Source organism: Lysinibacillus sp. GW823-FHT02G10 (assembly GCF_058797135.1).
This window is the reverse complement of record NZ_JBXAJI010000001.1, coordinates 267,432-293,540: the sequence shown is the minus strand read 5'-3', so window position 1 is coordinate 293,540 and position 26,109 is coordinate 267,432. Positions and strand designations below refer to the sequence as shown.

General features: G+C 37.9%; 29 protein-coding genes and 1 riboswitch. Of the genes, 12 read left to right on the top strand and 17 right to left on the bottom strand.

Annotation, left to right across the window (positions count from 1 at the left end):
• Window positions 1-2: 2 nt before the first annotated feature.
• Window positions 3-488, top strand: coding sequence for an NUDIX hydrolase (locus AC1RFD_RS01475; protein ID WP_490761741.1), 486 nt, complete (start codon window positions 3-5; stop codon window positions 486-488).
• Between the two features lie 48 nt (window positions 489-536).
• Here the strand turns inward: AC1RFD_RS01475 and AC1RFD_RS01470 are convergent, their stop codons facing one another.
• From AC1RFD_RS01470 to AC1RFD_RS01460, 3 genes are all read right to left on the bottom strand, one after another.
• On the bottom strand, window positions 537-1,052 hold the full coding sequence (locus AC1RFD_RS01470) for a DUF6886 family protein (RefSeq protein WP_416141430.1): 516 nt from the start codon (window positions 1,050-1,052) through the stop codon (window positions 537-539).
• A 13-nt stretch (window positions 1,053-1,065) separates the two neighbouring features.
• Complete coding sequence (locus tag AC1RFD_RS01465; protein ID WP_416141429.1) at window positions 1,066-1,806, bottom strand: class I SAM-dependent methyltransferase; 741 nt, start codon at window positions 1,804-1,806, stop codon at window positions 1,066-1,068.
• Window positions 1,807-1,991: 185 nt separating this feature from the next.
• Window positions 1,992-3,176, bottom strand: coding sequence for a YbfB/YjiJ family MFS transporter (locus AC1RFD_RS01460; RefSeq protein ID WP_054550627.1), 1,185 nt, complete (start codon window positions 3,174-3,176; stop codon window positions 1,992-1,994).
• A gap of 117 nt (window positions 3,177-3,293) precedes the next feature.
• Here AC1RFD_RS01460 and AC1RFD_RS01455 point away from each other — a divergent pair, with 117 nt between their 5' ends.
• From AC1RFD_RS01455 to solA, 4 genes are all read left to right on the top strand, one after another.
• Complete coding sequence (locus AC1RFD_RS01455) at window positions 3,294-4,184, top strand: LysR family transcriptional regulator (protein ID WP_054550626.1); 891 nt, start codon at window positions 3,294-3,296, stop codon at window positions 4,182-4,184.
• Between the two features lie 194 nt (window positions 4,185-4,378).
• Window positions 4,379-5,746 carry a guanine deaminase gene (gene guaD, locus AC1RFD_RS01450; protein WP_416141428.1) on the top strand — a complete coding sequence of 456 codons (1,368 nt, stop codon included), beginning with the start codon at window positions 4,379-4,381 and terminating at the stop codon, window positions 5,744-5,746.
• A gap of 51 nt (window positions 5,747-5,797) precedes the next feature.
• On the top strand, window positions 5,798-7,147 hold the full coding sequence (locus AC1RFD_RS01445; RefSeq protein WP_492474430.1) for a uracil-xanthine permease family protein: 1,350 nt from the start codon (window positions 5,798-5,800) through the stop codon (window positions 7,145-7,147).
• A gap of 127 nt (window positions 7,148-7,274) precedes the next feature.
• Complete coding sequence (solA, locus tag AC1RFD_RS01440) at window positions 7,275-8,390, top strand: N-methyl-L-tryptophan oxidase (RefSeq protein ID WP_492474429.1); 1,116 nt, start codon at window positions 7,275-7,277, stop codon at window positions 8,388-8,390.
• Window positions 8,391-8,432: 42 nt separating this feature from the next.
• On the opposite strand, the gene AC1RFD_RS01435 is transcribed toward solA, so the two are convergent.
• From AC1RFD_RS01435 to AC1RFD_RS01420, 4 genes are read right to left on the bottom strand one after another with little or no spacing between them, the layout of a single operon-like run.
• Window positions 8,433-8,996, bottom strand: coding sequence for a 5' nucleotidase, NT5C type (locus AC1RFD_RS01435; protein WP_066036621.1), 564 nt, complete (start codon window positions 8,994-8,996; stop codon window positions 8,433-8,435).
• 16 nt (window positions 8,997-9,012) lie between these two features.
• On the bottom strand, window positions 9,013-10,098 hold the full coding sequence (locus AC1RFD_RS01430; protein WP_066036620.1) for an FAD-dependent monooxygenase: 1,086 nt from the start codon (window positions 10,096-10,098) through the stop codon (window positions 9,013-9,015).
• Window positions 10,095-11,207 (bottom strand): bifunctional diaminohydroxyphosphoribosylaminopyrimidine deaminase/5-amino-6-(5-phosphoribosylamino)uracil reductase RibD, encoded by a 1,113-nt coding sequence (ribD, locus tag AC1RFD_RS01425; RefSeq protein ID WP_421927720.1) that lies wholly within the window; start codon window positions 11,205-11,207, stop codon window positions 10,095-10,097. Before ribD ends, AC1RFD_RS01430 begins: the two co-directional genes overlap by 4 nt.
• A gap of 15 nt (window positions 11,208-11,222) precedes the next feature.
• Window positions 11,223-11,954 (bottom strand): GTP cyclohydrolase II, encoded by a 732-nt coding sequence (locus AC1RFD_RS01420; protein WP_048391249.1) that lies wholly within the window; start codon window positions 11,952-11,954, stop codon window positions 11,223-11,225.
• A 269-nt stretch (window positions 11,955-12,223) separates the two neighbouring features.
• Between AC1RFD_RS01420 and AC1RFD_RS01415 the strand changes: the two genes are divergently transcribed.
• The 4 genes from AC1RFD_RS01415 to AC1RFD_RS01400 all read left to right on the top strand — a co-directional run bounded on the left by AC1RFD_RS01415 (window position 12,224) and on the right by AC1RFD_RS01400 (window position 16,033).
• The gene (locus AC1RFD_RS01415) at window positions 12,224-12,859 is read left to right on the top strand and encodes a GntR family transcriptional regulator (protein WP_103117656.1); all 636 of its coding nucleotides are present in this window, start codon (window positions 12,224-12,226) and stop codon (window positions 12,857-12,859) included.
• Between the two features lie 158 nt (window positions 12,860-13,017).
• The gene (locus AC1RFD_RS01410; protein WP_048391251.1) at window positions 13,018-14,217 is read left to right on the top strand and encodes a quaternary amine ABC transporter ATP-binding protein; all 1,200 of its coding nucleotides are present in this window, start codon (window positions 13,018-13,020) and stop codon (window positions 14,215-14,217) included.
• Window positions 14,210-15,064 (top strand): ABC transporter permease, encoded by an 855-nt coding sequence (locus AC1RFD_RS01405; protein ID WP_048391252.1) that lies wholly within the window; start codon window positions 14,210-14,212, stop codon window positions 15,062-15,064. The genes AC1RFD_RS01410 and AC1RFD_RS01405 overlap by 8 nt, the downstream gene beginning before the upstream one ends.
• Before the next feature lie 84 nt (window positions 15,065-15,148).
• Entirely contained in the window at window positions 15,149-16,033 is an 885-nt protein-coding gene (locus tag AC1RFD_RS01400; protein WP_048391254.1) for a glycine betaine ABC transporter substrate-binding protein, read from the top strand.
• Window positions 16,034-16,075: 42 nt separating this feature from the next.
• Here the strand turns inward: AC1RFD_RS01400 and AC1RFD_RS01395 are convergent, their stop codons facing one another.
• The 3 genes from AC1RFD_RS01395 to AC1RFD_RS01385 form a co-directional block, all read right to left on the bottom strand.
• Window positions 16,076-16,390: a DMT family transporter gene (locus AC1RFD_RS01395; RefSeq protein ID WP_048391256.1), complete on the bottom strand. Its 315-nt coding sequence runs from the start codon at window positions 16,388-16,390 to the stop codon at window positions 16,076-16,078.
• A complete protein-coding gene (locus tag AC1RFD_RS01390) occupies window positions 16,390-16,731 on the bottom strand; it encodes a DMT family transporter (protein ID WP_004232293.1) in 342 nt (113 codons plus the stop codon). The genes AC1RFD_RS01395 and AC1RFD_RS01390 overlap by 1 nt, the downstream gene beginning before the upstream one ends.
• Window positions 16,732-16,857: 126 nt before the next feature.
• Window positions 16,858-16,954: riboswitch (guanidine-I (ykkC/yxkD leader) on the bottom strand.
• Between the two features lie 30 nt (window positions 16,955-16,984).
• Window positions 16,985-18,127 (bottom strand): PstS family phosphate ABC transporter substrate-binding protein, encoded by a 1,143-nt coding sequence (locus tag AC1RFD_RS01385; RefSeq protein WP_288583893.1) that lies wholly within the window; start codon window positions 18,125-18,127, stop codon window positions 16,985-16,987.
• A 235-nt stretch (window positions 18,128-18,362) separates the two neighbouring features.
• Between AC1RFD_RS01385 and AC1RFD_RS01380 the strand changes: the two genes are divergently transcribed.
• Complete coding sequence (locus tag AC1RFD_RS01380; protein ID WP_004232289.1) at window positions 18,363-18,836, top strand: YbaK/EbsC family protein; 474 nt, start codon at window positions 18,363-18,365, stop codon at window positions 18,834-18,836.
• Between the two features lie 589 nt (window positions 18,837-19,425).
• Here AC1RFD_RS01380 and AC1RFD_RS01375 read toward each other — a convergent pair.
• From AC1RFD_RS01375 to AC1RFD_RS01365, 3 genes are all read right to left on the bottom strand, one after another.
• Complete coding sequence (locus AC1RFD_RS01375) at window positions 19,426-20,679, bottom strand: glutathionylspermidine synthase family protein (RefSeq protein WP_421926138.1); 1,254 nt, start codon at window positions 20,677-20,679, stop codon at window positions 19,426-19,428.
• 23 nt (window positions 20,680-20,702) lie between these two features.
• Entirely contained in the window at window positions 20,703-21,359 is a 657-nt protein-coding gene (locus AC1RFD_RS01370; protein WP_112117579.1) for a hypothetical protein, read from the bottom strand.
• A 136-nt stretch (window positions 21,360-21,495) separates the two neighbouring features.
• The gene (locus tag AC1RFD_RS01365; protein ID WP_288583887.1) at window positions 21,496-22,545 is read right to left on the bottom strand and encodes a DUF418 domain-containing protein; all 1,050 of its coding nucleotides are present in this window, start codon (window positions 22,543-22,545) and stop codon (window positions 21,496-21,498) included.
• Window positions 22,546-22,727: 182 nt separating this feature from the next.
• Between AC1RFD_RS01365 and AC1RFD_RS01360 the strand changes: the two genes are divergently transcribed.
• Window positions 22,728-22,991 (top strand): Parvovirus coat protein VP1-like protein, encoded by a 264-nt coding sequence (locus AC1RFD_RS01360; protein ID WP_081011051.1) that lies wholly within the window; start codon window positions 22,728-22,730, stop codon window positions 22,989-22,991.
• Between the two features lie 40 nt (window positions 22,992-23,031).
• On the opposite strand, the gene AC1RFD_RS01355 is transcribed toward AC1RFD_RS01360, so the two are convergent.
• Window positions 23,032-23,802, bottom strand: a complete 771-nt coding sequence (locus AC1RFD_RS01355; protein WP_288583884.1) for a GNAT family N-acetyltransferase — start codon at window positions 23,800-23,802, stop codon at window positions 23,032-23,034.
• Window positions 23,803-23,935: 133 nt separating this feature from the next.
• Here AC1RFD_RS01355 and AC1RFD_RS01350 point away from each other — a divergent pair, with 133 nt between their 5' ends.
• Window positions 23,936-24,442: a GNAT family N-acetyltransferase gene (locus AC1RFD_RS01350; RefSeq protein WP_333005522.1), complete on the top strand. Its 507-nt coding sequence runs from the start codon at window positions 23,936-23,938 to the stop codon at window positions 24,440-24,442.
• A gap of 50 nt (window positions 24,443-24,492) precedes the next feature.
• Here the strand turns inward: AC1RFD_RS01350 and AC1RFD_RS01345 are convergent, their stop codons facing one another.
• The 3 genes from AC1RFD_RS01345 to AC1RFD_RS01335 all read right to left on the bottom strand — a co-directional run bounded on the left by AC1RFD_RS01345 (window position 24,493) and on the right by AC1RFD_RS01335 (window position 26,014).
• The gene (locus tag AC1RFD_RS01345) at window positions 24,493-24,852 is read right to left on the bottom strand and encodes a pyridoxamine 5'-phosphate oxidase family protein (RefSeq protein WP_416141933.1); all 360 of its coding nucleotides are present in this window, start codon (window positions 24,850-24,852) and stop codon (window positions 24,493-24,495) included.
• Entirely contained in the window at window positions 24,818-24,994 is a 177-nt protein-coding gene (locus tag AC1RFD_RS01340) for a pyridoxamine 5'-phosphate oxidase family protein (RefSeq protein ID WP_403019692.1), read from the bottom strand. Before AC1RFD_RS01340 ends, AC1RFD_RS01345 begins: the two co-directional genes overlap by 35 nt.
• Window positions 24,995-25,150: 156 nt before the next feature.
• A complete protein-coding gene (locus AC1RFD_RS01335; RefSeq protein WP_403019694.1) occupies window positions 25,151-26,014 on the bottom strand; it encodes an AraC family transcriptional regulator in 864 nt (287 codons plus the stop codon).
• Window positions 26,015-26,109 lie beyond the last annotated feature (95 nt).

Sequence of the window (26,109 nt, the reverse complement as noted above, 5' to 3'; positions counted from 1 at the left end):
ACTTGGCTGAATTTACAATCTGTTTTCTGAAGAAGGGAGATTATATCCTTTTATTGAATAGAGATAAGCCTCAGTGGATGGGCGCATGGAATGGTGTTGGTGGCAAAATTGAACAGGATGAAACACCATTAGCTGGTGCCTTACGAGAAATTAAAGAAGAAACAGGCATCACGGTTGAGGATATTACCTATAAGGGTAAGATTACCTGGACAGATGGCATTGTTAACTATGGCTGTATGTATGCGTTTATAGCGGAACTACCTGAATCTTTTCCATATGTAACACCGATAAAGGTTGCTGAGGGCATTCTTGATTGGAAGGAGCTTACTTGGATTTTACACCCTGAAAATGTAGGTATTGCGGACTTAAAATATTATTTACCTAAGATGCTCAATGAAACAGCAAACTATGATTATATTTTTACATATCAAGATAAGAAATTAGTGAATATCTCTTCAGCACCAATTGAACAAACATCGACTGTCTAATAATAAATAAGCCTCGTCCATGCAATAGGTGCATAACGAGGCTTGTTTTTAGAATCTTGGTTGTGCAAAGCGCATTCTGCACATGGACCAATTTAAGCTTGTAGTTTGGATTTTATCATGTATTTCCCATAAGTTATCCACGATTCGCAATTCAACATTGCGCTCCAATAATGCTTTAGCTATATCATTGATCTCTGAGACATGGATGGGCATTTGTGTTATTTCACTCGTATAATAGCCCGCAATATCATCCTGTAAAGTGAATCCATTACTATCAAACTCATATAGGTAAAGACTTGTAGTTTTCAATACTTCTAACCACTTGTTTTCTATGACTACTACATGTGAAGCTTGATGTAGATATTGCTGTCTGTCCTGCTCTGTTGTTTGATCTCCTGCATGAAAGCAGACACGCGGACAATCTCTTGGCGTTAAATAGTTTGGCAGGCATCTTTCGTTGATTGCCCATACTAGCCCTTTTTTGGCATCTAAATCTGGTCGCTCAGGCAGTCGAGGATGAAAAATCATAATAGTAGGGTCTTCACTGACATGAAATAAACGCATCGGTACTTCTCCTTTATTTCTTTAATTTAAAAACAATAAAATCTGCACAATGCAAATCTTCCGCAAATTGAGGGTACTTCCTTAGCATGTCTTGTGATGGCTTGGGCTCTACCATAGTCTCAATAGTAAATCCAGCTTGCCTAATTGCTTGCACATAGCTTGTTAATGTTCGGTGGTATAGAACTATTGGTGGGTCAGCATCTAGCTGGTGATACTCCCCTTCATAAAAATAACGTTGGACTTTCCAATACTGTTGATCTAGCTGCTCATGTCTCATCCATCCACTATTTGGTGTCACAAAGCATGGATGTAAAATCGAAAAAATAAAAGTGCGATTAGGTTTTAATAATCGAAACATCTCACATAGAGCAGCCTGATAATCCTCTAAATCTTGGAGAACCATATTTGAAACAATACCATCAAATTGTTCATCTGCTAAAAAGGATAAATTTTCACAATTCCCGTGTAAAAATTGAATAGCTTCCTGCTGTGGTGTTCTTTCCATAGCAATGTCTAGCATTTTTTGTGAAAAATCAACAGCTGTTACTCTTGCACCCTTCTTTACCAGTAATCTGCTTAAATAGCCTTCTCCACATCCTGCATCTAATAGATGGTTTCCATCTACCTCACCTAGCAAAGAAAAGATAGTGGGATTTAACAATACGACACGATGAATATCCCCCTGCTCATCGTAGTTTGCTGTATACCTTTCCGCATATCGATTCCAGCGTTGAATAGCTTGTTCTGTGTTCATTTACAGTCCCCATTTCAAAGTAAAATCGTAACGTTACGTCCTGTGTGCACTTGTCTATTTTTCCATATAAAGAAAAAAATATATAGACTTTTATTTTATTTTTTAATATCATGTAGATAGAGGCACGGCTTCTTTAAGTAAATGATAAAGCCAGAAATCCAAATAGGATTTCTGGCTTTTATGCGTTATATAGAAATTGTATGTTCAGCAACAGCTTCTTTTTTTACAGTTAGCCATCTACCAATTACCATAACGAGCAATGCAAGAAACACTATGACACCAGCAAATATAAGTGCTGCTTTATAGCTACTATAAACTTCAACCAGTTTTCCTGCGATAATCGGTCCGATAATTTGTCCAAAAGCATAAAAGGTTGTTAATAAAGAAACAACGAATCCGCTCTTTGTCGGGAATAGCTGTCGTGCATAGGAAGTAGTTAGCGTGACAATTCCTACAAAGGTTAGACCGAATAAAAAAGATGCTAATAAAACGCTCCATACCGTTTGTGCAAAAACAGGTAACAGGATACCAACCACTTGCAGTATGTATGCCACAAACAAAATTTTTATAGCTGAAAACTTCTCTAATAAGACCGTCCAAACAGGAGCTGATGGAATAGCCGCGAGCCCCACAATGACCCAGCTATAGGAAGAGTAAGCTTGAAGAGAAGGAATATTATGAATAATATCGACTAAAAAAGTACCTGTAATAATATAGCCTAACCCCTCTAAACCATAGGATAAAATCAGCCATGGCATAAAACCCTTTGTCATTTTTGTATCAAGAGATTTCGTAACTTTTGTGCTGTCCTGCACCACTAAACTTCTCCATAAATAAGAGGTAATAAATAAAAAAATCGCTGATAAAATTCCTAAGCCTAACCATGCACCCTGCCAAGCAAATCTTGCTTCTATAGCAGGTACACATAAACCTGAAATAGCAATCCCTAAGCCTATACCACTAAATACATAGCCAGACCATCGTGATAATGAATGCTTCGCCAAGTAATCCATAATAATACTCGATGTTAACACAAAAATAAGGCCCCCTGTAATGCCCGCAATTAAACGCAGAACTAGCCAAACACTATACACTTCTATTAAGCCCATTAATATAACAGATAGGACATTGGTAACAACACTTGCCATTAAAACATTTTTACGTTGACGATAAATGAACCCTGCCCATAATGCGCCAATGAAATAACCAATATAATTGCTTGAAGCTAAAAAACCAGCCACTTCCAATGAAAACCCTACATCATGACGCATAAAGGGTAGAATCGGTGTGAAGGCAAATCGACTAATCCCCATAGCAACAACTAATAATAAAATTCCTCCAAAGACAATTCCTATATGTTGTCGATTCATGATGAACCCCCCTCTCATATATTCTACTGTAATTAAAAGGATACAGAGCGCAAATTAATAAATCTAATATATAATGTATATAAAAGCATAAAAAAAATTTATGAAAGGTGTAACGACATGAATTTACATGCTCTACGTTTATTTACAAAGGTGGCTGAACTCAATAGTGTTTCCAAAGCGGCACAGACACTTATGATAAGTCAGCCTGCTGTAACCATTCAAATTCGTAATTTAGAGAAAGAACTAGGCTTGACACTGCTAGAAGCCAAAGGTAGGGGCATTTCTCTAACACAAAATGGTACTTTTTTATACAAACAGGCACAGCGCTTATTTGATCTAGAAACTGATATTGAAAATAAAGTTGAACAGCTTAAAAATACGGGCAATGAAGAACTGCAAATTGCCTCCACGCATGTTCCCTCCCATTTTTTACTACCTAAATGGTTAGCTCAATTTAAACAAGTTTATCCAGCAACACATATTCATTTAAAGACCGCCAATTCCCAGCAAGTGATTGAGGATTTACTCCATTATAAAGCTGATTTAGCTTTTATCGTCAAAGAAGATGGACATCATGCTGATATTAATTATCAATTTCTAATGAATTTGGATTATTGGTTTATTGTGCCGTACAATCATCATCTGGCAGGTCAAACAGTATCGCTTGCAGAACTTATGCAGCAGCCCTTCGTCACAAGGGAGGATGGTAGTTCCACAAAAGAATACTTAAATGCCCTATGTAAAGTGCATAAAATTCCTCCACCGAAAGTAGGTTTACAACTAGACGGGATTAATGAATCCATACATGCCATTGCGGCAGGTTTTGGTACAATGCTAGCACCATCCATAGCAGCTTCTAGCTTTATTCTACAGCAGCAAGTTGCCCGCGTTTTTATTAAGGACATTGATATCCAACGACCGATTTACCTTTGTACAAGAAAAAATGAATTGCATCACTCCACATCCTTTAATAATTTTCTTCACATCATCAATGAATCGATCATATAGAAAGAAGGCACTCTCAAATAGGTGCCTTCTTTTGTTATCTACCAACGCTTGTCAAAGCTGTAAAAATGTAGTTAAAAAGGTGCATGCATTTCTTTAGTCATTATATTAATATTCGTTTTTTTGTAGACTTAATAGTTTTTATAGCCTATAATAATCCGTGTTATTATCAATAAACGAACATTAAGGTGGTTTTTATGTCTGAATATACGCATATTTTCAAAGGAACAGCTTTTACTAGTAAATCTGCTACTGACGTTCACATTTTAAAGGATTATTTATTTTTCATTAATGCTGACGGTATGATTGTTAAAACTATCGCTCCCGAACAACCTGATTACCAACAACTATTAATTACATATCAAGATCAAAATAACTTCCATGCATTAGCTGAAGGCCAATATTTCCTACCGGGATTTGTCGATTTGCATGTACATGCACCTCAATGGGCACAATCTGGGACAGCTTTAGACATTCCTCTTTACGATTGGTTAAACACCTATACTTTCCCTATCGAATCAAAATTCTCCGATTTAGTATTTGCTCAAGAAGTTTATGAGGATTTAGTAAGCACACTACTTGCCAATGGTACAACTACATCATTATATTTTGCGACGGTCCATAAGGAGGCCAGTGTACTTTTAGCGAAAATCTGTGCTGAAAAGGGACAACGAGGATTAGTCGGAAAAGTGGTCATGGACGATCCTGAACAGAATCCTGATTTTTATCGAGATGAAAACACAAAAACCGCATTAGAGGATACGGAGGAATTTATTTTAGCTGTAAAAAATTTAGCCAAAACGACTAAACAGGGTGTTTACCCCGTTGTCACTCCTCGCTTTATTCCAAGCTGTACAGACGGTGCCTTAAAGGGCTTAGGTGAATTAGCTGCGAAGTATGATACACATATCCAATCACACTGTAGTGAAAGTGACTGGGAGCACAGCTACGTTAAAGAACGATTCAACAAAAATGATGCCGTCGCCTTACATAATTTTGGTTTGTTAGGTGAAAAATCTGTCATGGCTCATTGTAATTTCTTAAGCGATGAGGATGCCAGATTATTTGCTGAAACTGGCACTGCCATAGGTCATTGTCCAATCTCTAATGCCTATTTTGCTAACAGCGTGATTCCAATCGCCCGCTTTCATGCAATGGGCGTTGATATTGGACTAGGTTCAGATGTTTCAGGCGGATTTTCTCCAAGTCTTTTTGATAATGCAAGACAAGCTGTTATGTCATCGAGAATGCTAGAGGATGGTGTAGATACAACCATTTCCGCCGAAAAGCGTGGTATCCCAAATTCACGCATTACAATAAATGAGGCCTTCTATCTAGCGACAGCTGGTGGTGGAGAAAGCTTAAGTCTTCCAATTGGCCGTTTACAGGAAAACTATACATGGGATGTACAAATTATCGATACAAAAATTCCTACTGCTAGGCTTCCGATTTTTGATCCAAATGAAGATTTACACGATATATTCCAAAAAATCATGTATCTTGTACGCCCAGAAAATATCCGCGAGGTATGGGTGCAAGGAAATAAAGTTCATACGAGAGGCTAACCATTCTCTTATTCTCTAATAAAAATCTATCATTTTGAGGTGTACAACTTCGTGGAAACACAACATAGAAAACTAACTAATCAAACAAAACAAACACAATTAACCGTGTTACCAGATGAAAAAATTTCGTTCGGTCAGTCTGCTCTACTCGGTTTACAGCATGTTATGGCTATGGATGTTTATGTGGTGCCCTTTTTAATTGCCATGCTAATCGGTCTACAAACTGGTCAGGCAAGCGCCTTGATTCAATCAACCTTTATTGCAGCTGGGGTCGCGACGATTGTGCAAACACATTTTTGTATGAAATTACCGATGGCACAAGGTCCATCCTATGTTCCACTTGGTGCCATTGTTGGGATCTATGCAGCAAGTGGTAGTGGTGATTTAGGTTGGAGTACTGTGCTAGGTGCTAGTTTAATTGGAGCCATTTTGGTTATTATTTTAGGCTATACAGGTATCTTCAATAAAATTGTCCAAACATTTATTCCACCAATTGTTGGTGGAACGATTATCTTTGTGGTTGGATTGTCCTTAATGCCTGTTGGTTTAAGTGATAATATTTTTAATGGTGCAGGCGCATCCATAAATCAAAACATTTATTTAGCACTTATCTCAGCATTCGTATTAATTATTTGTGTCATGTTAGGCACAGTCTTCCATCAAAAAGGACGTCTATTCCGAATTGCTTCTGTCATCATCGCCTTAATTGCTGGTAGTATTGCAGCAAATATCATGGGTGTTTTAGATTTATCTCCTGTATCGCAAGCCAAATGGTTTAGCATGCCACAACTTCCATTTGCAGATTTTAGTTTTAGCTTTAATTTTTCTGCTATTATCACAATGGTCATTATATATATTGTCTTAATGGCTGAAACAACAGGAACATGGTTTGCCATTAGCAATGTCATCGACCAACCTTTAACAAATAAACAAATTAACCGTGGTGTTATTGGTGAAGGAATTGGCTGCTTTATTGCTTCTTTACTTGGCTCCACTCCTGTGACAGGTTATTCAACAAATGCAGGTGTTATCTCTATTACTGGGATTGCGAGCCGTCGTGTCTTTATAGCAGCAGGTATTTGGTTTATCGTCTTCGGCTTCTCTGGTAAATTAGCAGCACTCATCTCAGCAATTCCTTCAGCTGTTATTGGTGGTGTATTTGTGATCGTCTGCGGCATAATAGCCATTAGTGGTTTACAGGTCATGAAAAATGAACATATTGGTGAAAAGGAAATGTATGTCATCGCGATTCCTGTTATTTTAACGTTAGCATTGACATTATTGCCTGATGATTTCCTGTATTCCTTACCTACAACCGTGCAGTATTTATTTGGTTCGCCTATTGCAACCGCTGCGCTCGTAGCGATTTTCCTTAATAAAATTTTACCAAGCTCAAAATAGTAGCTATCTACAACGCACAGCATCTCTAGTCCATTCGGATTCCAGGTGCTGTGTCTATTTATTTTCTAAAAATTCTGTTTCCTTCCCTATAAATCTGTTATACTAGAGTAAAAAAGTAGGGATTAAAATGGACTATGATGTCATAATAGTTGGTGCTGGCTCCATGGGGATGGCGGCTGGTTACTTTTTAGCAAAGGAAGGAAAAAATGTACTTATGCTAGATGCCTTTACTCCACCCCATGAAGAAGGTAGTCATCATGGGGATACAAGAATCATTCGCTTTGCCTATGGTGAAGGAGCTAGCTATGTACCTTTTGTAAAAAGAGCTGGCGAGCTTTGGCAAGAGCTAGAGTCTTTAGCAAATGAAAGCTTATTTTTACAAACTGGTGTAGTTAATATTGGAGAGCCAACATGTGCCTTCATTCAAAATGTGAAGGCTAGTGCTGCGCTCTATAATTTAGCGCTTGAACACTATTCACCTGCTGAAGCAATGAACAAATGGCCAGGGTTATTCTTGCCAAAAAATTTAGTTGCTTGCTTTGAACCTACTGCTGGTGTACTTCGTGTTGAAGCATGTATTCACGCCTATAAAAAATTAGCCTTGGAGGCGGGTGCAAGCCTCCGAACAAATGAAAAAGTATTGGCTATACAAGCTGGTGATATTGTACAGGTACAAACAGTACATAATAGCTATAAAGCAAAGCAATTAATAGTAACGGCGGGTGCATGGGCAACAGAATTATTACAAACAGTAGATGTGAGCATACCCGTCACACCAACGCGGAAAACCTTTGCATGGTTTGAGGCAGATGAGCAGCTGTATCGTGATGAAGTTTTTCCTGCCTATTGCTTTGAATTTGCCGATTCAACCTACTACGGCTTTCCAAGTATTGATGGAGCGGGGTTAAAACTTGGACGACACGATGGTGGTGATGTGGTTAATCCAAACGACCCTCTACGTCCGTTTGATGCGTCTGATGCTGTTGACTTACAAAACTTCGTTGATCATTTTATGCCTCAGCATGGAACGCTTAAATACGGAAAAACATGTAAGTATTCGATGACACCAGATGAAGATTTCATCATCGACTTTTTACCTGAACATCAGAATATTGTGATTGCTGCAGGTTTTTCTGGTCATGGCTTTAAATTTAGTAGTGCTGTTGGGGAAGCTCTTGCAGATTTAATTATAGAAGGCAAAAGTAAACAAGATTTATCTACCTTTAAACTTAGTCGATTTTAGCAAAAAAGGATCGGTACAACGGTTAGTCGTTGCACCAATCCTTTATTTTGTTAACATCGTTTGAAACTCTTGCCAATCATATAAACGTGGAAGATTTACATGCTGGTTATAAGATTGATTCTTTAAGATTACCTTAGTTGTCACATCATGAAGTGTCTCAAGTACTGCTGGTTTATCATCTACATAAATATCTAAAGCAAGCTCTTTTATAATGGCTACCTTTTCTGCATCTTGCATGCCACAAAAAAAATGACCGTCTGTTATTGGAAAGCCCTGTGCCTCCATCCAAGCTTTTGTTTGCGCACAATATTGCTTTGGACGAGATGTAATATAGTAAATGTCATGTCCCTGCTCTGCTAAAGCTTGGAGGGCTTTTAAAGCACCATCAAAAGATGGACAGTCCGTAAAATAGATCTCTTCCAATGCGCTATTCCACAAGGCAGTTCCTTCCTCATCTGTTAATCCAAATGGTTCATGAATTTCTACTCGTTGTATCGCTTGAAAGGTTTCAAAGGAAACCTTTTTGCCAAGCTTTTTATTATAAAGTGAAAAGGCATGTGCTCGTAAATCAATTAATGTGTCATCTATATCAAAGCCAAACTTCATCTAGTTGTTCGTCCTTTCACGAAGCCTTGTTTATAAAGTTAGAAGCAAATGTCTGTTCTTTTTCAATTTGTTTTGCTAATACTTCCTCAATGGCTTGCTTACGCATTTGTTGAAAATATTGTACGTTAAATTGTGCTAGTGTGTCTTTATTTAGCAATGATGCAAGACAATCTGCATCTTTTAGTGCACTATTCAGCCCAAAAGCGCCTGTTGGTGTCATTGTATGAACAGCGTCCCCTAGCAAGACAAGGCCCTTTGTCCCCCAACTATTACAATGGCTACTAAAGACATCAAGCAAAACAAAATCCTGCCAGGAAGTTATCTGTGCCTGCACTGTCTTCGTTAATTCTGGAAATGCCTCCACAAGCTGCTGGATAAAGGGTGTAAATGCTAGTTTTCGAAGCTGAGGGAAACTACCTTGCTCAATATTCCAGCCTATTTGAAGATAACCACCAACTTGTGTAAACAATGACAGCTGCTTATTATCGATGAGTGCCATTTTTATGGATGGTTCCCAATCAGCTGGCGCAGGAATTTTAGCCCACAGTAAATCAAAGCCATGCTTCTGTTTCTGAACATCAATATGTGCTTGCTTACGAATAGTAGAATAACGACCATCTGCACCGATAATTAACTGACTATCGATTTGTATAGGGTCTCCGTTTTTTATCGCCATAACGCCTCTATAATGACCAGTAGCATCCGCGATCAGCTTTGTTACCTTTGTATGTAGCAAGCATGTAAAGTTAGGGAACAGCTGTGCTTTTTGTAAAATTCCTTTTAATAAATTTGCCTGTGGTACATGAATGCCTAAATGTCCTATTGCTTCATCTGGAAGAATTGTTTTAAATGCTCTGCCACCAGCATAATACTCAAGTTTCTCCATTCGTAATATACCGAGTGCCTCGACTGCTTCGAAAAGATGGTGGCTTTTTAAAACAGCCTCCCCTTCCTCATTTAAATGCTCGCCACGAAATGCCTGACCAAGTGCTACATTTTGCTCTAATAAAATCACTGACAGCCCTTTTTTAGCAAGTAGGTAGGATAACAATGCACCAGCAGGACCTGCCCCTACTATACAGACATCTGCTTGATAGTTCACTTTTTTTCACCCTGCTTTGGATAGGCAATAATACGCAAATCCTCGCCTATTTTATCAAATGAAGCAAACTCAACATTCCATGCCTCATGCATGAGAGAGGGATTATAGCCAGCAAACGGCGTTAACGATAGATTTCCACCCAAAACTTTAGGTGCTATATATACTACATATTTATCGATTGCACCTTGCTGTAAAAAGGAAGCATTCATTTTACTTCCACCTTCTAGCAAAATATCTGTTATGCCGTGTATATAAAGCTTTTCAAGCATCTCATCAATCTGTAATCCATATTCATTTTTTTGTACGGGTAAAACTGTAACACCTTTTTCTGTAAATAAATGAATTTTATCTTGGCTTACGTCGTCACTACAAACAAGAATCGTTGGTGCATCCTCTGTATTCAAGACATTTGCATTGTCAGGTGTACGTAGAGAACTATCCATAATAATACGTGTTGGATTTTTTCCATATCCTTCTTTTAGTCTTGTTGTTAAAGAAGGATTATCAGCAATGACTGTACCCACGCCAACTAAAATTCCATCTACTTCATGACGAATATGGTGAACATCCTCACGTGCACCCTCTCCAGTTACCCATTTTGAATGTCCTGTATGCGTAGCAATTTTCCCATCTAAAGTCATAGCAAATTTTGAAATAACAAAAGGACGATGCGTAAGCATATTGTGAATAAAACGCTCATTTAAACGGCGCGCTTGTTGCTCTAAAACCCCTACTTCCACCATTATTCCAGCATCTTGTAGCAATTGGATGCCACGACCTGCTACTGCTGGATTTGGATCTTGCATAGCAATTACCACTCGACTGACACCAGATTCCTTCACTAAATTGGCACAAGGAGGTGTCTTACCATAATGTGAACAAGGCTCTAACGTTACATATAACGTAGCACCCAGTGCATGCTCTCCAGCCATTCGAAAAGCATGCACTTCAGCATGTGGTTCCCCTGCTTTTCTGTGTAAACCTGTACCTACAATCACACCGTTCTTCACGATTACAGCCCCAACAAGTGGATTAGGGTTCGTATTTCCTTTAGCACTAGCTGCTAAATCCAAAGCCAGTTGCATATACTTTTCATCTACATTCATCATCATCGCAACCTCCACCTATTGCTTTTCACGTATATGTCCAGATTTTTCAACTTTCGTTTCTAAATAAAAACGATTCGTCTCTGTCAAACCGCCCCATAAAGGAACATGCCCTTCCGCAGCCATGCCACGAGCCTGTAATGCAGCCAATTTCTTCGGATTATTTGTAATAAGTGTTACTGGTTTGGTACGCAGTGTAGCTAATACCGCAAGTGCTTCGTCATAAGAACGTGTATCATCTGGGAAGCCAAGTGCATGGTTTGCTTCAACTGTATCGAGCCCTTCCTCTTGCAATAAATAAGCAAGAGATTTAGAGAATAGTCCAATACCACGACCTTCATGATCAGCTAAATAAAATATAGCACCACAGCCATGCTCAACTATCATTTTCATAGACTCATGCAACTGGTATCCACAATCACAACGCTGGCTGCCAAATATGTCGCCTGTGTGACAAATACTATGCATTCGGATTAAAGCATCTTCTGAATGGGTAAAATCACCATATACAAGCACAGAGGATTGTTGTAAAAATGCTAAATTAGCAGCGGCTAATCCATCAATGATTTCTTCTTTAGTTAAATTCGCATCAATTTTAAGCCAGTTATACCATTGAAACGTTGCAGAAAAATCGCCTTGTTTTACAGGTAATTTCACTGGTCCAACTAGGCAAATATTCTCTGTATTTGTATGCTTTACTAACGTCATTTTATCTTTTACTAAGTCCATCACTTTAGTTGTAATTGTCATATTAATCTCCAACCTTCTATAGAAACAGTTGGCTAAATTCACCAACTGAGCACATGTATTTTCACATCACTTACATAACGTAACTTAGTTTATAATAATAACTAAAAAGTGTCAATCGACAGCTATTACTCTTTAATTATAATTATTAGGGATGATAATTTTATTATTACTTTTTCATCATATACTACTAGCTTATGGAGATGCTATTTTTTCTGTGCAGGCTAGTCTATAATAAGCTGTGGTACTGTAATGACGAAAGGAAGTTTAACATGAACTTAGAAAAAAATGTTCAACTAAAGCAACCAAAATATCAACAAATAGCCATTGATCTCGCCTCCAAGATTGTTGAAAGAAAATACAGCATTGGCGATAAAATATATGCAAGATCCTCTCTTGCCAGTCAATATAATGTTTCTGCTGAGACTGCAAGAAGAGCTATTGCCGTTTTGCAAGACTTAGAAATTGTTGAAGCTTCAAAAGGTAGTGGCGTAATTATAAAATCGTATGAAAAAGCGGCTCAATTCGTCAGACAGTTTCATGATGTACAATCGATTCATGAAATACAAAATGAGCTTTTGACAAGTATTCAAAAGCAACATCATGAATTGATTAATTTACAAGACAAGGCAAAGCAACTAATTAGCCGCACCGAGCATTACCGGTCAGTCAATCCGTTCATCCCCTATCAATTAGAAATGACAGCTGATAGTCCATGCATTCATCAAACTGTACAAGCTTTAAATTTTTGGCAAAATACTTCTAGTACTATCGTTGGTATTCGACGTGGCAATGAATTATTACTATCCCCTGGTCCTTATGTCTCGTTTGAAGAAGGGGACATTATTTATTTTGTTGGAAATGATGAAAGTTTCGCTAGAGTTCAAGGCTTTTTATACCCAAATTAAAATCCGTTTAAGCGCTGATATAACAGCGTTTAAGCGGATTTTTTCTTATTTGTCGATTTGACAAAAGTAACAACCCTTTGCTACAGTAAGGTTGTTACTTGTTTATTTTTGGGTATCATTATCCTCACATAGTAATAATCTACGAAAGGAGTGCTTCTATGGAAAAAATTAAAATAGAACACGTATCGAAAGTGTTTGGCAAACATATTCCCCAAGCACTAGAACTCGTTAAGCAACAAAAAAGTAAGACTGATATCTTAAAAGAAACAGGTGCAACTGTTGGAGTATACGATGCAAGCTTTACTGTCAACGAAGGAGAAATCTTTGTTATTATGGGATTGTCAGGAAGTGGCAAATCCACGCTTATACGGCTTTTAAACCGCCTAATTGAACCAACGAGCGGAAATATATATATCGATGGAGAAAATATTTCTACCATGGGAAAAGAAAGTCTACGGTCTGTACGAAGAAACAAAATGAGCATGGTTTTCCAAAACTTCGGTTTATTCCCCCATCGTACATTACTTCAAAATACCGAATATGGCCTTGAAATTCGAGGTATTTCAAAAGAAGAACGGCAAGCAAAAGCTGAACAGGCTTTAGAAAATGCTGGATTACTCGCTTATAAAGACCAGTATCCAAATCAGTTATCAGGTGGTATGCAGCAGCGTGTTGGTTTAGCACGAGCCCTCGCTAATGATCCTGAAATATTACTAATGGATGAAGCATTTTCAGCACTTGATCCATTGATTCGCAAGGAAATGCAAGATGAGCTACTCGATCTACAACAAACATTGAAAAAAACAATTTTATTTATCACACATGATTTAAATGAAGCATTACGCATTGGGGATCGCATTGCCATTATGAAGGATGGCTCTATCATTCAGATTGGTACGGGTGAAGAAATATTAACCAACCCAGCAAATGATTATGTCAAAACATTCGTGGAAGATGTGGATCGTTCTAAAGTATTGACAGCTGAAAATGTCATGGTACGTCCAGTTTATGTCAATACAGACCTAGATGGCCCTAAAGTGGCACTAAAGCGTATGCGTCAAGAGGCTGTAAGTTTATTAATGGCTGTTGATAAAAATAGACATTTAAAAGGCTATATCACTGCAGACGATGCACTAGCTGCAGCGAAGAAACAAGAGCAAACCGTCCATTCTATTGTGCAATCAGAAGTATTAACTGTTCCACCAGATATGCTACTACAGGATATTTTAGGGATGATTTATAATTCTCCTACTCCTATTGCCGTTGTGAAAGATGGTCGCTTGCTTGGTGTACTAATTAGGGGCGTTGTCATCCAAGCACTGTCAACTAGCGATGAGGAGGCCGAATCACATGAATAACTTTTTAGATAATATTCCAACATTACCACTAGCTCCGTGGGTAGAATCAGCTATGGACTGGTTGACGAGTAATTTTTCAGCGTTCTTTAACTCTATTCAGCAATTCGGAAAACTACTCATGAATCAGGTCACTGATTTATTAATTAGTATCCCAGCCATTATTCTTATACTTCTTGTCGTGATATTTGCCTTCTTCGTTTCAGGCAAAAAGTTAGGGCTTGCTGCATTCTCATTAATTGGCTTGTTGTTTATCTATAACCAAGGATTATGGACTCATCTTATGGAAACAACCACGCTTGTGATCTTTTCCAGTATTATATCCATCATCATCGGTATTCCACTAGGTATCTTAATGTCAAAATCAACGGTAGCTGAAAACATTATTAAACCAATACTAGATTTCATGCAAACAATGCCTGGCTTTGTCTATTTAATTCCAGCCGTTGCCTTTTTTGGTATTGGTATTGTACCTGGTGTCTTTGCATCCGTTATCTTTGCTTTACCCCCAACTGTACGTATGACAAACCTCGGTATTCGTCAAGTACCAAAAGAATTAGTGGAAGCTGCAGACTCCTATGGTAGTACAGCTAGCCAAAAATTATTTAAAGTAGAAATCCCCCTTGCTAAATCAACCATTATGGCAGGGATTAACCAAACCGTTATGCTGTCACTTTCTATGGTAGTTATTGCCTCTATGATTGGGGCTCCTGGTCTAGGACGTGAAGTATTAACAGCCCTTCAACGTACTCAAGTTGGGAATGGCTTCGTTGCAGGATTAGGCTTAGTTATTTTCGCGATCATTATTGACCGTTTAACACAAAGCCTCAATAAAAAGAAAGCATTATAGAAATGTCATCTTTCTTGCTACCATCCATCCTCCGGTGGATGTCGGCAGTTTGGATACAAAATGATGAAGAGAAAGGGAGATTCGATGAAACTGAAAACACTATCAAAGTTAGGAATGGCTCTAGGTCTAGGCTTCATGCTTGCTGCATGTAGTGGAGGCGACTCAGGCTCAAGTTCTGGAAAAAACAGTGATTCTAAGGAGGTAAACCTAGCCTATGTTGAGTGGGATACGGAAATTGCCTCAACGAATGTTGTTGGGCAGGTACTCGAAGATTTAGGTTATGATGTAACATTAACTCCTCTGGATAATGCGATCATGTGGGAGGCTGTCTCGAAAGGAGAGGCTGATGGAATGGTTGCTGCTTGGCTACCACATACACATGCTTCACAATATGAAAAATATAAAGCTGATTTAGATGAGCTAGGTGAAAACCTTGCTGGTGCAAAAATCGGTTTAGTTGTACCAAGCTATATGGATGTCAATTCTATTGAAGATTTATCTAATGAAGCAGATCATACAATCACTGGTATTGAGCCAGGTGCGGGCATTACTGCTGCTACAGAAAAAGCATTAGAAGAATATGATAATTTAGCAGATTGGAACTTTATTACTTCTTCTTCTGGTGCGATGACAACAGCATTATCAAAAGCACTGAAAGATAAGGAAGAGATTATTGTCACAGGCTGGTCACCACACTGGAAATTTGCGAAATATGATCTTAAATACTTAGAAGATCCAAAGGGTGTATATGGTGGAGAAGAAACGATTAATACATTCGTACGTAAAGGCTTAAAAGAAGATTTACCAGATGTATATTCAGTACTCGATAACTTCCACTGGACAGCAGAAGATTTAGAAAGTGTTATGTTAGAAGTAATGGATGGTAAAGATCCAAAAGATGCTGCGAAAGAATGGGTTGATGCTAATCCAGATAAAGTGGCTGAATGGACAAAAGACGTAAAAAAATAATATAAAAACAGGCACTCCTGCATAAGAGGAGTGCCTGATTAATTATGATAGCAATTTCAACATGATTGCTGCTCCTAATACAAGGACAATACAAACGATGCGTCGCCAGTCCTTAGATTCATTAAAAAACAGCATACCTAGCAGCGCTCCTCCAGCTGCACCAATCCCTGTCCAGATCGCATAGGCAGTACCCATTGGTAATGTTTCCATCGCATAGGCAAGGCCTGCAAAACTTAAGGTGAATGCACCAATCAACAGTCCTAAATTTTTCATACTCTTCGTCTTATTATATTTACTAATCATATATACGCCCAACATTTCACATAACCCTGCAACAACTAATGCCATCCATGCCATTATTCACTCACCTCTTGTTCCTTAGGCTCTCCTGTTACTAGCTTTAAGCCTACAACTCCTGCAAGTAACACAACAATACATATGATTTTTGCTAATTTCCACGGCTCTCCAAATAGCAAGCTATCCGCACATACAGTACCAGCTGTTCCTAATCCGACAAAGATTGCATAAACGGTCCCAACTGGTAGATGCTCACCTGCTTTAATGAGCAAATAAAAACTAATAAAAATGGCAATTGCTGTACCAATCCATTCTAGTACACTTGTTGCATGCTTTAACCCAATGACCCAGCCAACTTCAAAGCAAGCCGCTATAATGACGCTGATCCATTGTTTATTCATCATAAATCCCTCCATTTTATAAGACACGGCCGAATAATTGGATGATCCAACTACTTTTTCAGCATTCGCCAAATGACTTGATTTTAGCCAAACAAAAAAAGCCTGAAGAAACTGTCTTTAAACAGTATCTCCCAGGCTTTTATCCTTCCGTGTCACAAAATCAATTTGTGGTTTTCTCTCGGACCAGACTAGCAAGCGCTACGGAACCCTAGAAAACTTTTATTCGATTATTACTCTTAGTATAGCAAACTATTCAATGATTTTCCACTGGTACGTAACCGACCTTTTCTACCACTGCCTGCCCTTCCTCAGAAAGTATCCAATCAATCAGTTTCTGTACATTTTGATTTTCCGTTCCTGCTGTGATGGCATAAAATTCAGACACTAAAGGATATGTACCATTTTGAATATTTTCTTTTGTTGGTGCTACTCCGTCAATGGATAGTAATTTGATCTTTTTGTTACCAACCATCTCTGTAGAATAATATCTAAACGTAAAGCCCAAGGCATTTTTATAATTTCGATATTGCGACACTTCACGAATGATTCCGCCCATTCCTGATGCAACATCTTCAGTGGGTGCCTCCATGATTGGCGTATTGCCCATCAGCTTTTCTAGTGTCGTTTGGCTTCCACTATCTGCTGGGCGTTGGAAAGCACGAATGGCCTCATCCTCCCCACCCACTTCACGCCAATTAGTTATTTCTCCAGCATATATTTTTTTGACCTGCTCAAGTGTTAAATTATCGATTTTATTTTTACGATGCACAAAAAAGACAAATGCCTCTCGACCAATTGGCGTCATATCAAATGTAAGTCCTTCCTTTTCTGCCTGCCATTCTTGTGAGGTGGACGGGGCTGCCACAAAGATCAAATCAACATCTCCAGCTATTAAATTTTGATAGGCCTCTGGTGTACGACTTACTTGAACTCTACTATTATATGGAGGATATTCCCCTTTGGGATAAGTAGCATCCACAAAAGCCGCATATAAAGGGTACATGGCTGTTGCACCATCTAGTCGTGGTAATGACTCTGTCAATTGTAAGGAAGCTTTATTTTTCACTATTTCATTGCCAGGAACAAATGGCTGATAGACTGTTACATCAATTTCCGCATCAACAGTGGGAATACTCATTTTATAATAATGTTGAATCGGTTTAATGGCTGCAATCAACAGGGCGATTCCCATGACACCAAATAGCAAGCCCCTTCGTTTTTTTGTGTTGGTCCATTTAAACATACTACATACAATCCAGACAAATAAACAAATGGGTATAGTAAAGACCAAATTAATTAAATGCAGCCCACCACTCAATGTGATCATGAATGCCACTATTAATGTCACAAAGGACAAACCAATTAATATAGATACTATTTGTAATAATCTAAGCATACAAAGACCTCCCTAGTGTAATTTTACACTCCTTACACCAATGGTACCCGAAAGATAAAGCATTCACAACTATATATTCTGAAAATTATGGTAAAATTAATTTTGTCTGGATTTAATGAATGCTTTTTGTATGAAGGTGGTATATCAACTATAGAAAAGGGATCTTTTCGAAAATCTCAAAAAATCTCGACAACCTATGCTAGGGCATAATTGATACAAGTAGGAGGGTGTACATATGGCAATTGAAAAAGTACGTCGCCATTTAGCACAATGGCATGTAGAACACAAAATACAAGAATTAGAAGAAAGCTCCGCAACAGTTGAGTTAGCAGCACAGGCGCTTGGCTGTGAGCCAGAGCGCATAGCAAAATCTTTATCTTTTCTTGTAAATGATGGAGCGATCTTAATTGTGGCTGCTGGTGACGCAAAAATCGATAATGCAAAATATAAAGCCGTATTTGGTACGAAGGCAAAGATGTTATCCAAAGATGATGTGGAGACGATGATTGGCCATGATGTCGGAGGTGTATGCCCTTTTGGTGTGAATGAGGGCGTAGCCATTTATTTAGATGAATCTTTAAAACGTTTTACTACAGTATTTCCAGCGTGCGGTAGTAGTAATTCAGCCATTGAGGTAACCATTTCAGAACTTGAAACATATGCTCCCTATAAAGAATGGATTGATGTCTGTAAAGGCTGGAATGAATAAGGACCAAACGATTGGCGATACTTTTAAAAGTCTCGCCAATTCATGTTGTTGAAAAAAGATAATATCGCTAGGAGAAATAATACCTTTTGGCAAGGTAAGGGTTGATTTCCGTTCCGCCAGCGTCCTTTCCAGGGGGCGTCCAATGAGCCGCTTCTCTCACTTACGTTCGCTCTAGGGTCTCATCAGTGACGCTAAATCCCCTAGGTGTGACGCTGGCTCCTCTCCAATCAACCATTCTGCAAAGTGTCTTTACTTTTTTAATAGTAGCATAGTAATAAAATCGCCCATTATCTGTATTCATAGAGGGGATAAGCTCTTATTTTCAATGTGGAGAAGTGATGAGTGACAAGAAGTGAACACCTTCACTTTATTTGAAAACCTTTGCTAAAAAGATAACACTTCTGTAGGTTGGAGTGGAAGGCTACTTGACTCCCGTGGGATAGCGAGTCAGGCAAAACGCTAAACGGAGCGGAGCGAAGGAAGCGGTTCGGCGCTCGCCCACAGGAAAGCAAGTAGCCTGCAACGGCAATCCATTTTCACCTTCTAAAAAATTTTATGGGTGGTTTTGTTTTTCAGCACTATAGATTTGCTATTCCTTGTAACCAACGGCTAACCAATGTGAATCCCATTCTGTAATTTGATTGCCTACCCGACAGCTTAAACCACATGCACGATTATCAGCAACAAATGAGCCAATTAGCCACTTCTTAGCACGATATCCTTCTTTTAACTGCACTGTTATACTAGGCATCTCCACATACTGTTGGTAAATAAACAAATTATCATCATAGTGTTTGGATGTAGAAGCATTTACTCTCCGCCCACTTCCTGCGTAAATTTCTACTGTATTTCCCTCACGAGAATAAACAGGCTTCTTGACATAGGGTACATCATCGCGAATAAATGGTTCTGCTGTAAGGTATGTAGGAAGCATATATTGCAAAATAGCTGCTCGTTCCTCGGAAGTAAAGAGCAATGGATCATTTCTCCGCTCCCATATTAACCATAATAAGATTTTCGATTGTAATACATAGGCAGCAGGTGGATTAATAATGGCTAGCTGTCGTTTTTTGACAAGCTCTAAAAGATGCAAGCCAATGCGATCACCATCTGCTGCCACATCATCTATTAAAAACTCTACAGGGTGTGCGGGTCTAAATAAAATATCAATTTTCTCCATTGTAGGTGTATAAAGACCTTGTGCTACCTCGGACGTGTCATTAGAAAAGATAATAAGCTTTTGTATGGGCATATACTCAATGTCAAAAGGAATACAAGACTTGATAAACTGTACCTGGCAATACTCTTCGTAGTCCTCTTTCGCTGTTTTTCCTGTGATGACAATCTTCGGCTTTTTGACATTATGTAAATATTGAATGGCAGCAAAAAGAGCACCCGACAATGCTTTTTGTAAGGCTGTTACATCATTGGGATTTTTATAGCCAAAATGCTGACATAGTGCGTCATTCATCTTGAAGGTTTCTTGTACAAGAAAAGGGGTTTCTCCATTTAACTCTAAACATTTAATGTAGCCCTCCTCTGTACAAATAAAATCAAATCGTGCCAGAATTGATTGCTGCTGTAAATAATCTAATTGAATATATGGGATCATTTCCGGTCGAATACCTAAGGCTAAGAGCTGATCGACCGATAAATGTTTAAATTGTTTCCCGACTTTTAAAAAGATGCGCCAAAGCATTTGTGTTGCATAATGAAGTTGATCAATTTGTTGCTTTGGCAATTCTAAAACATCATATAATGCGTACTCTAAATCCTCAAAGTCAGGAAAGAAGTCAGGGAATTTTGAGTAAAATGCTTGTCGTTGCTGTGTGTGATTCATCATGTTCTTCACTCCCTATCCTAACCTTACGAGGAGGACGAGCCGCCACGAGATGCCCCACCAGAACCAAAGCCCGATTTTCCTGTGCTTGAGGAAGAGCTATTGGAGTAGGAATTGGAACTCTTAGATGAACTATCCGTCGAATAGGTGCGTTGTCCACTCGAATAAGAATTTGATCCACTTGAAGTTGAGCTACCTGAAGTTGAACTAGCCTTATTTTGCGTACTGTTTGTTATACCATTTGTATGTTTACTTTCATCCTTAGCGCTTGATGACGATCGTGGCACTGCTGAGCCGCCACCATTGCTTTGCTCATCTCGATCTGTACCATTTTTTAAATTGCGACTTTTATATATCGCACTTCCTATCATGGCTCCAGCCGTTGCATACATCAAACCATTAAAGAAATGCTGGGCATAGTAAGGTGAATTTTCATCGATACATTCAAAGGAACCATCATCACCTTCTTGCCATTCATCACAGGCATCAGCCATTTCACTATTGTAAACACTTTCTATTTCATCACTTGTATTTGCTTGATTTTGATCTTCAGTTATCTGATTAGAAGTAGTTAAAGGGTATTCTTCTGCTGTTTGAGTTTCACTATTTCCACATGCTGCAAGCTGTACAGCCATCAAAGATGCCGTTGTCACAGCCATATATTTTTTTATTTGCTTAGCCATATTATAAACGCTCCTTTATTTCTGGTACCTAGTTTACGATTATCTCCTATTTTAGGTTTCATTTTTTACAAAAACATACAATTTATTTTAGCAGAAAAAATCCCAAACAGTAGGATTGTTTGGGATTTACAGTATTTTATGATTGTTTGGACACGACTTTTTTTCCATAAGTCATATATCGCCATAATTTTTCAAATGGTCCTATTGTAAAGAACTTAAACCAAATCACGCTAAAAATTATTTGAATGATAAACGTAATACTCGCTATCACTACAATATCTGATGGTGAAACTACTTCTAGCCCCATTAATGAAATAATGGCTGTTCCAATAAAGCTTTGCGCTAAATAATTTGTGAAGGCCATTTGCCCCACGCGTCCAATTGGCTGAAGTAGCTTCGCTATTGTTTTATGTTCTAATAGAATAAACAAACAACTTAGATAAAAATAGGTTGTTGGAACAACCCCTAAGCCAATGATAGATTGAAGCTGTTCGTCATCTGTTTGTGAGGCAAACCAAATCCATAATGAGAATCCAATAAAGAACGGGAAAGTACTATAAAGCAACCATTTTATTTTTTGACTATGCGCTCCAATGTGCCCAATCCAATCAGCTTTTGCTACTAAAAATCCACTTAAAAACATAATAAAGATGGCTACGGCATCATTGCCTAAAAAGCCAAATATAGCTGACAAAACTGCATTAGACGGCACATACATTTGTCCTAATAATGCCAGAATATGCAGTGTGATAATCGTAAACAACCATTTAGAAATGGTTGAAACCTTCGCAGAGTAAAATGGTAACAATAAAAAACCAATCACTGCGTAAATGGCTAGGATAGAGCCCCAAAAAATAAAAATATGAATAATACCTATAACCAACAGAGCCAATAAGCGTCTTGCAAAGCGCATTCTCGGTCTATCTCCCCGCGCTTCAGCACGTGTAGCAAAAATATAAAAACCAACCCCAAATAGGAATGAAAAGATAGAGAAAAATTTCTTTTCTATAAAAATATTAATAAGTGAATCAATAACCCCATTGATTCCACTCATATCAGGCATTGGTGCACCCTCCATCAAGAGCTGATAGGCACCTACATTAATAAATAAAATACCAAATAACGCTAATCCTCGTATAATATCTAAGGCAATGATTCGTTCTTTTTGTGTAACGGATGGATTCATGTTGAAAAACTCCTTATCTTTTATGCTATAGCTAGCATAACTCCCCATCCTTACAAGTAATTATTTTTAAGCTTACAGGAACCTTACAAATCAAAAAGAATAGTCTTATAGTTTTTTATCCTCTTCTACGATGAAATATTACATATTTTATAGTAAAAACATCGAAAAGAGAGGTTTAGGAGATGAATAGAAATCGCAAGCTCGGTTTTTGTTATCCCGGCTACCGATACTGTGGTCCTGGCTGTTCAGGACCAGGTACGCCTACAAATGCAGTGGATGCTTGCTGTAAACTGCATGATGAATGCTATGAACGCCACGGTAGCACAAAATACTGTGATGAATTGTTTCAACAATGCCTCCGTCCCCATATGAACGCTCCAAATAAAATGGCTAGAGACGCTAGACTATTCTATCGAGTTTTTGAATTACGCAATCGTTTCTTTTAAAAGCAGATAAAGCTCACGATGTTTTTAATAACCGCGTGGGCTACTTTTTTGTATAGATAGCATATTTTTGTGGTGTCGTAAAACCAAGCTTTGTGCCTAGGTGAATGGATCCTGTATTCGAAATGTCACAATCCCAACAAGGCTTTAGCTGGTTGACAAGACAATGATCTATAAATGTTTCTGCAATGCTACTTGCTAATCCTTGTCCTCTAAAATTCGAATCTGTCATAATATCAATTTCTGCATACTCATTTGATTTAAATATAGAGACCGCTTCACTAATGATTTGTTCTTTATGTACGAAACAAAAGCCAAAGCCATTTTTGAGGAAATTAGAGGTAGAATCCCAATATTCCTCATAATATGTCTGATCAAATTCCAGTGAATTTTTAATCAAGGGTTCAGTAATAAATTTGACTTCGTAGTCACGTTCCCCATGCTTCTCTCTATGATTATAAATATTTTCATCAAATGTAAATGTATAGCGTTCTAGCTTTCTCAGTTGATTATTTAACAAATGTTCGATTTTAGTATTCCACTGTTCAGAATAAGAAAATAAGGTAAACCGTTTCTGTTGTTCTATAGCCTGTTGAAAACAATAGGCAAGATGATAATCAATCGAAGTCTTATTTTCATTGCCATATACATAGTATATCCCTGATTTCGTGTGAAATAATAATGTTTGAAAAGCAGCTGTATCAGAATAGACAGCTCCTTCTATCATTCGATCTAGTATACTATACACAAATGTCGGGGCTCTTGAAATAAATTGTTTAATGATAGGATATTGCTCTTCCGAGACTTTTATCATGCTATTTCCTCCAGTATTTTGCAGTATGTATCATTTCTATTATAATAAACTTATATCCATATGAAGGGACTGAATTATGCGCAGATAGCAATATTTTTCATCCAACATCATCATAATTTTGGAGGTAAAAGTATTGATTGAAAATATCGACACGGAAAGATTGCGGTTACAAAAAATGGAGAAAGCTGATGCTAAAAGTTTATTAACCATTTGGTCTGATCCTGATGTAACCAAGTATATGAACATTACTCAGTTTACACAAGAAGAGCAAGCCTTGGAAATGATTGAACTTCTAGAACAATTAGCTAAGCAACACAAGGCAATCCGCTTCTCTATTTTTGAAAAGGCATCCAATCATATCATTGGGTCATGTGGCTTTAATATGCTTGATTATGACAATGCTCTAACAGAGATTGGCTATGATTTGGGCAAGGAATATTGGGGAAAAGGCTATGCAACAGAAGCTATAACTGCTTTAATTGATTATGCCTTTAAGCACTTAAAAATGGAAACCATTGTGGCAGAAGTTGACGCTGCCAATATCAATTCACTCAAGGTTTTAAAAAAATTGAATTTCATTTACCAAGAGAAGCACAATACTGAAGATACTCTACAACTTTACACTTTAACAAAATCGTAAGAAGAAAAGGCTAAGCATGGTAGAATTCAACCAATACTTAGCCTTTTTGATTAATGATACATGCCGTTATTCATTTTCCCTGTCAGCTTTTCTATTTTTACTTCAAATAGTTCAATTTTCGGCATAATCGGATAGCCTTCTCTTTCAAATGTCCATTCAGGCTTGCCATACTTCTCCAGTAACGCATCAAAGAACCATTCTTTTTTCGTTTCCTCTTCAATTCTTTCGATATGTCCAAACAAAACAACACTTTGATAAACTAGTGCGGATTGACAGGCATATTTTTTGCCTGGATGTAAATCACCCATATCGCAAACTTCTATACAAATTTTAGGATTTTGTTTGATATTTGACCAAAAGTGACTTTCTCGAAGATTAAATATGCAAGTATAGTTTGTCCTCCCCTTCATATACAAAGACAAACGGAATAACATAAGGAAAACCTTCCTCATCAACTGTTGCAACATGCGCAACTTTTCCCAACTTTAAGTATTGCTGTGCATCCTCTTGTGAAATTTCAACACGTTTGTTTTGAATCGTACCTCTCATCATTTCTTAACCCCCTCATGAAATTATGTAACGATTAATAAACGCCATTAAACAGTTTATTTCAAAATTTACATCTTTAACAAAACTAAAAAAGGGAAATTTTTTCAGTAGAATAATAAAAGCCAAGGATGCACTAGTATAGCATCCTTGGCTTTTTTGTTATTTAATTGGAATCCAAATTTCTGAATACGCATCAGGGCTATAAGCATCCTCTTCAGGATAAACCTCCAACTCTGCTGTTCCTGCTGGTTCATATGGGTTGGATGGGAACCACTCTGAATAAATTTGTTTCCACGTATTTTGCATTGCATCAGGCATAGGTCCATGTACTTCAAAGATAACCCATTTGGATGCAGGTACTTCCATTGTTAAGAAATCTTCCCCTACTTCTCCTACATGATCAGTAGCAATCCAATAATCAATGAAGCCCTTTTGTCCCTGTTCAGTATTTGGTACACAAACACCTAATACGCCATTGACCGTGCCATTATTTAATTGGTATAGCTGGTGATCAAAGCCACTTTGGTTTACCTCTTGCCAAAATAGAGGTATTTCCGTTGTATTCTCCCCATTTTGACAGTTGTATGTTCTTTTTACACCCACAATTTGAAACTTGTCTTTTTCAATAATTTTATATTTCATTGGTTCTGCTCCCTTCAAGCTTACCTGTATGACCAGGCGATTATATGATTGTAATGGTCCTTGCTTCTTTCTTGCTTCACTAGGCGTAACATGGTGCTGTTTTCGAAACGCTTTAGTAAAGGCTTCAGGAGTTTCATAGCCGTATTTGTAGGCGAGATCGATTATTTTTTGTTCAGTACCCAGCAATTCTTGTGCAGCTAATGTTAATCTTCTTCGTCGCAGATAATCTGCAATAGACATATCTGTCAAAATGGCAAATGTTCGCTGAAAGTGAAAGACAGAAGAATTAACCTCCTGCGCAATCTGTTCAATCGTAATATCCTCTAATAAATGCTCCTCCATATAATTAATGGCCTTTTGTATCGACTCAATCCAACTCATTGCTTTCACTCCTTGATTCCATCTTAAAATAGATACTGCTATATAACCTGTCTTTTTATGCTAACTTTGGACAGGTTTTAAGGGAAGTATTTTTT

Coding starts and splice junctions, on each gene's coding strand:
- AC1RFD_RS01460 (WP_054550627.1), bottom strand. CDS start 3,176: ATGAATCGACAACATATAGGAATTGTCTTTGGAGGAATTTTATTATTA.
- AC1RFD_RS01465 (WP_416141429.1), bottom strand. CDS start 1,806: ATGAACACAGAACAAGCTATTCAACGCTGGAATCGATATGCGGAAAGG.
- AC1RFD_RS01355 (WP_288583884.1), bottom strand. CDS start 23,802: ATGATAAAAGTCTCGGAAGAGCAATATCCTATCATTAAACAATTTATT.
- AC1RFD_RS01400 (WP_048391254.1), top strand. CDS start 15,149: ATGAAACTGAAAACACTATCAAAGTTAGGAATGGCTCTAGGTCTAGGC.
- AC1RFD_RS01345 (WP_416141933.1), bottom strand. CDS start 24,852: ATGAAGGGGAGGACAAACTATACTTGCATATTTAATCTTCGAGAAAGT.
- AC1RFD_RS01340 (WP_403019692.1), bottom strand. CDS start 24,994: ATGATGAGAGGTACGATTCAAAACAAACGTGTTGAAATTTCACAAGAG.
- AC1RFD_RS01380 (WP_004232289.1), top strand. CDS start 18,363: ATGGCAATTGAAAAAGTACGTCGCCATTTAGCACAATGGCATGTAGAA.
- guaD (WP_416141428.1), top strand. CDS start 4,379: ATGTCTGAATATACGCATATTTTCAAAGGAACAGCTTTTACTAGTAAA.
- AC1RFD_RS01395 (WP_048391256.1), bottom strand. CDS start 16,390: ATGGCATGGATGGCATTAGTTGTTGCAGGGTTATGTGAAATGTTGGGC.
- AC1RFD_RS01415 (WP_103117656.1), top strand. CDS start 12,224: ATGAACTTAGAAAAAAATGTTCAACTAAAGCAACCAAAATATCAACAA.
- AC1RFD_RS01385 (WP_288583893.1), bottom strand. CDS start 18,127: ATGCTTAGATTATTACAAATAGTATCTATATTAATTGGTTTGTCCTTT.
- AC1RFD_RS01365 (WP_288583887.1), bottom strand. CDS start 22,545: ATGAATCCATCCGTTACACAAAAAGAACGAATCATTGCCTTAGATATT.
- AC1RFD_RS01370 (WP_112117579.1), bottom strand. CDS start 21,359: ATGGCTAAGCAAATAAAAAAATATATGGCTGTGACAACGGCATCTTTG.
- AC1RFD_RS01410 (WP_048391251.1), top strand. CDS start 13,018: ATGGAAAAAATTAAAATAGAACACGTATCGAAAGTGTTTGGCAAACAT.
- AC1RFD_RS01470 (WP_416141430.1), bottom strand. CDS start 1,052: ATGCGTTTATTTCATGTCAGTGAAGACCCTACTATTATGATTTTTCAT.
- AC1RFD_RS01405 (WP_048391252.1), top strand. CDS start 14,210: ATGAATAACTTTTTAGATAATATTCCAACATTACCACTAGCTCCGTGG.
- ribD (WP_421927720.1), bottom strand. CDS start 11,207: ATGATGAATGTAGATGAAAAGTATATGCAACTGGCTTTGGATTTAGCA.
- AC1RFD_RS01335 (WP_403019694.1), bottom strand. CDS start 26,014: ATGAGTTGGATTGAGTCGATACAAAAGGCCATTAATTATATGGAGGAG.
- AC1RFD_RS01390 (WP_004232293.1), bottom strand. CDS start 16,731: ATGAATAAACAATGGATCAGCGTCATTATAGCGGCTTGCTTTGAAGTT.
- AC1RFD_RS01455 (WP_054550626.1), top strand. CDS start 3,294: ATGAATTTACATGCTCTACGTTTATTTACAAAGGTGGCTGAACTCAAT.
- AC1RFD_RS01435 (WP_066036621.1), bottom strand. CDS start 8,996: ATGAAGTTTGGCTTTGATATAGATGACACATTAATTGATTTACGAGCA.
- solA (WP_492474429.1), top strand. CDS start 7,275: ATGGACTATGATGTCATAATAGTTGGTGCTGGCTCCATGGGGATGGCG.
- AC1RFD_RS01375 (WP_421926138.1), bottom strand. CDS start 20,679: ATGATGAATCACACACAGCAACGACAAGCATTTTACTCAAAATTCCCT.
- AC1RFD_RS01360 (WP_081011051.1), top strand. CDS start 22,728: ATGAATAGAAATCGCAAGCTCGGTTTTTGTTATCCCGGCTACCGATAC.
- AC1RFD_RS01420 (WP_048391249.1), bottom strand. CDS start 11,954: ATGACAATTACAACTAAAGTGATGGACTTAGTAAAAGATAAAATGACG.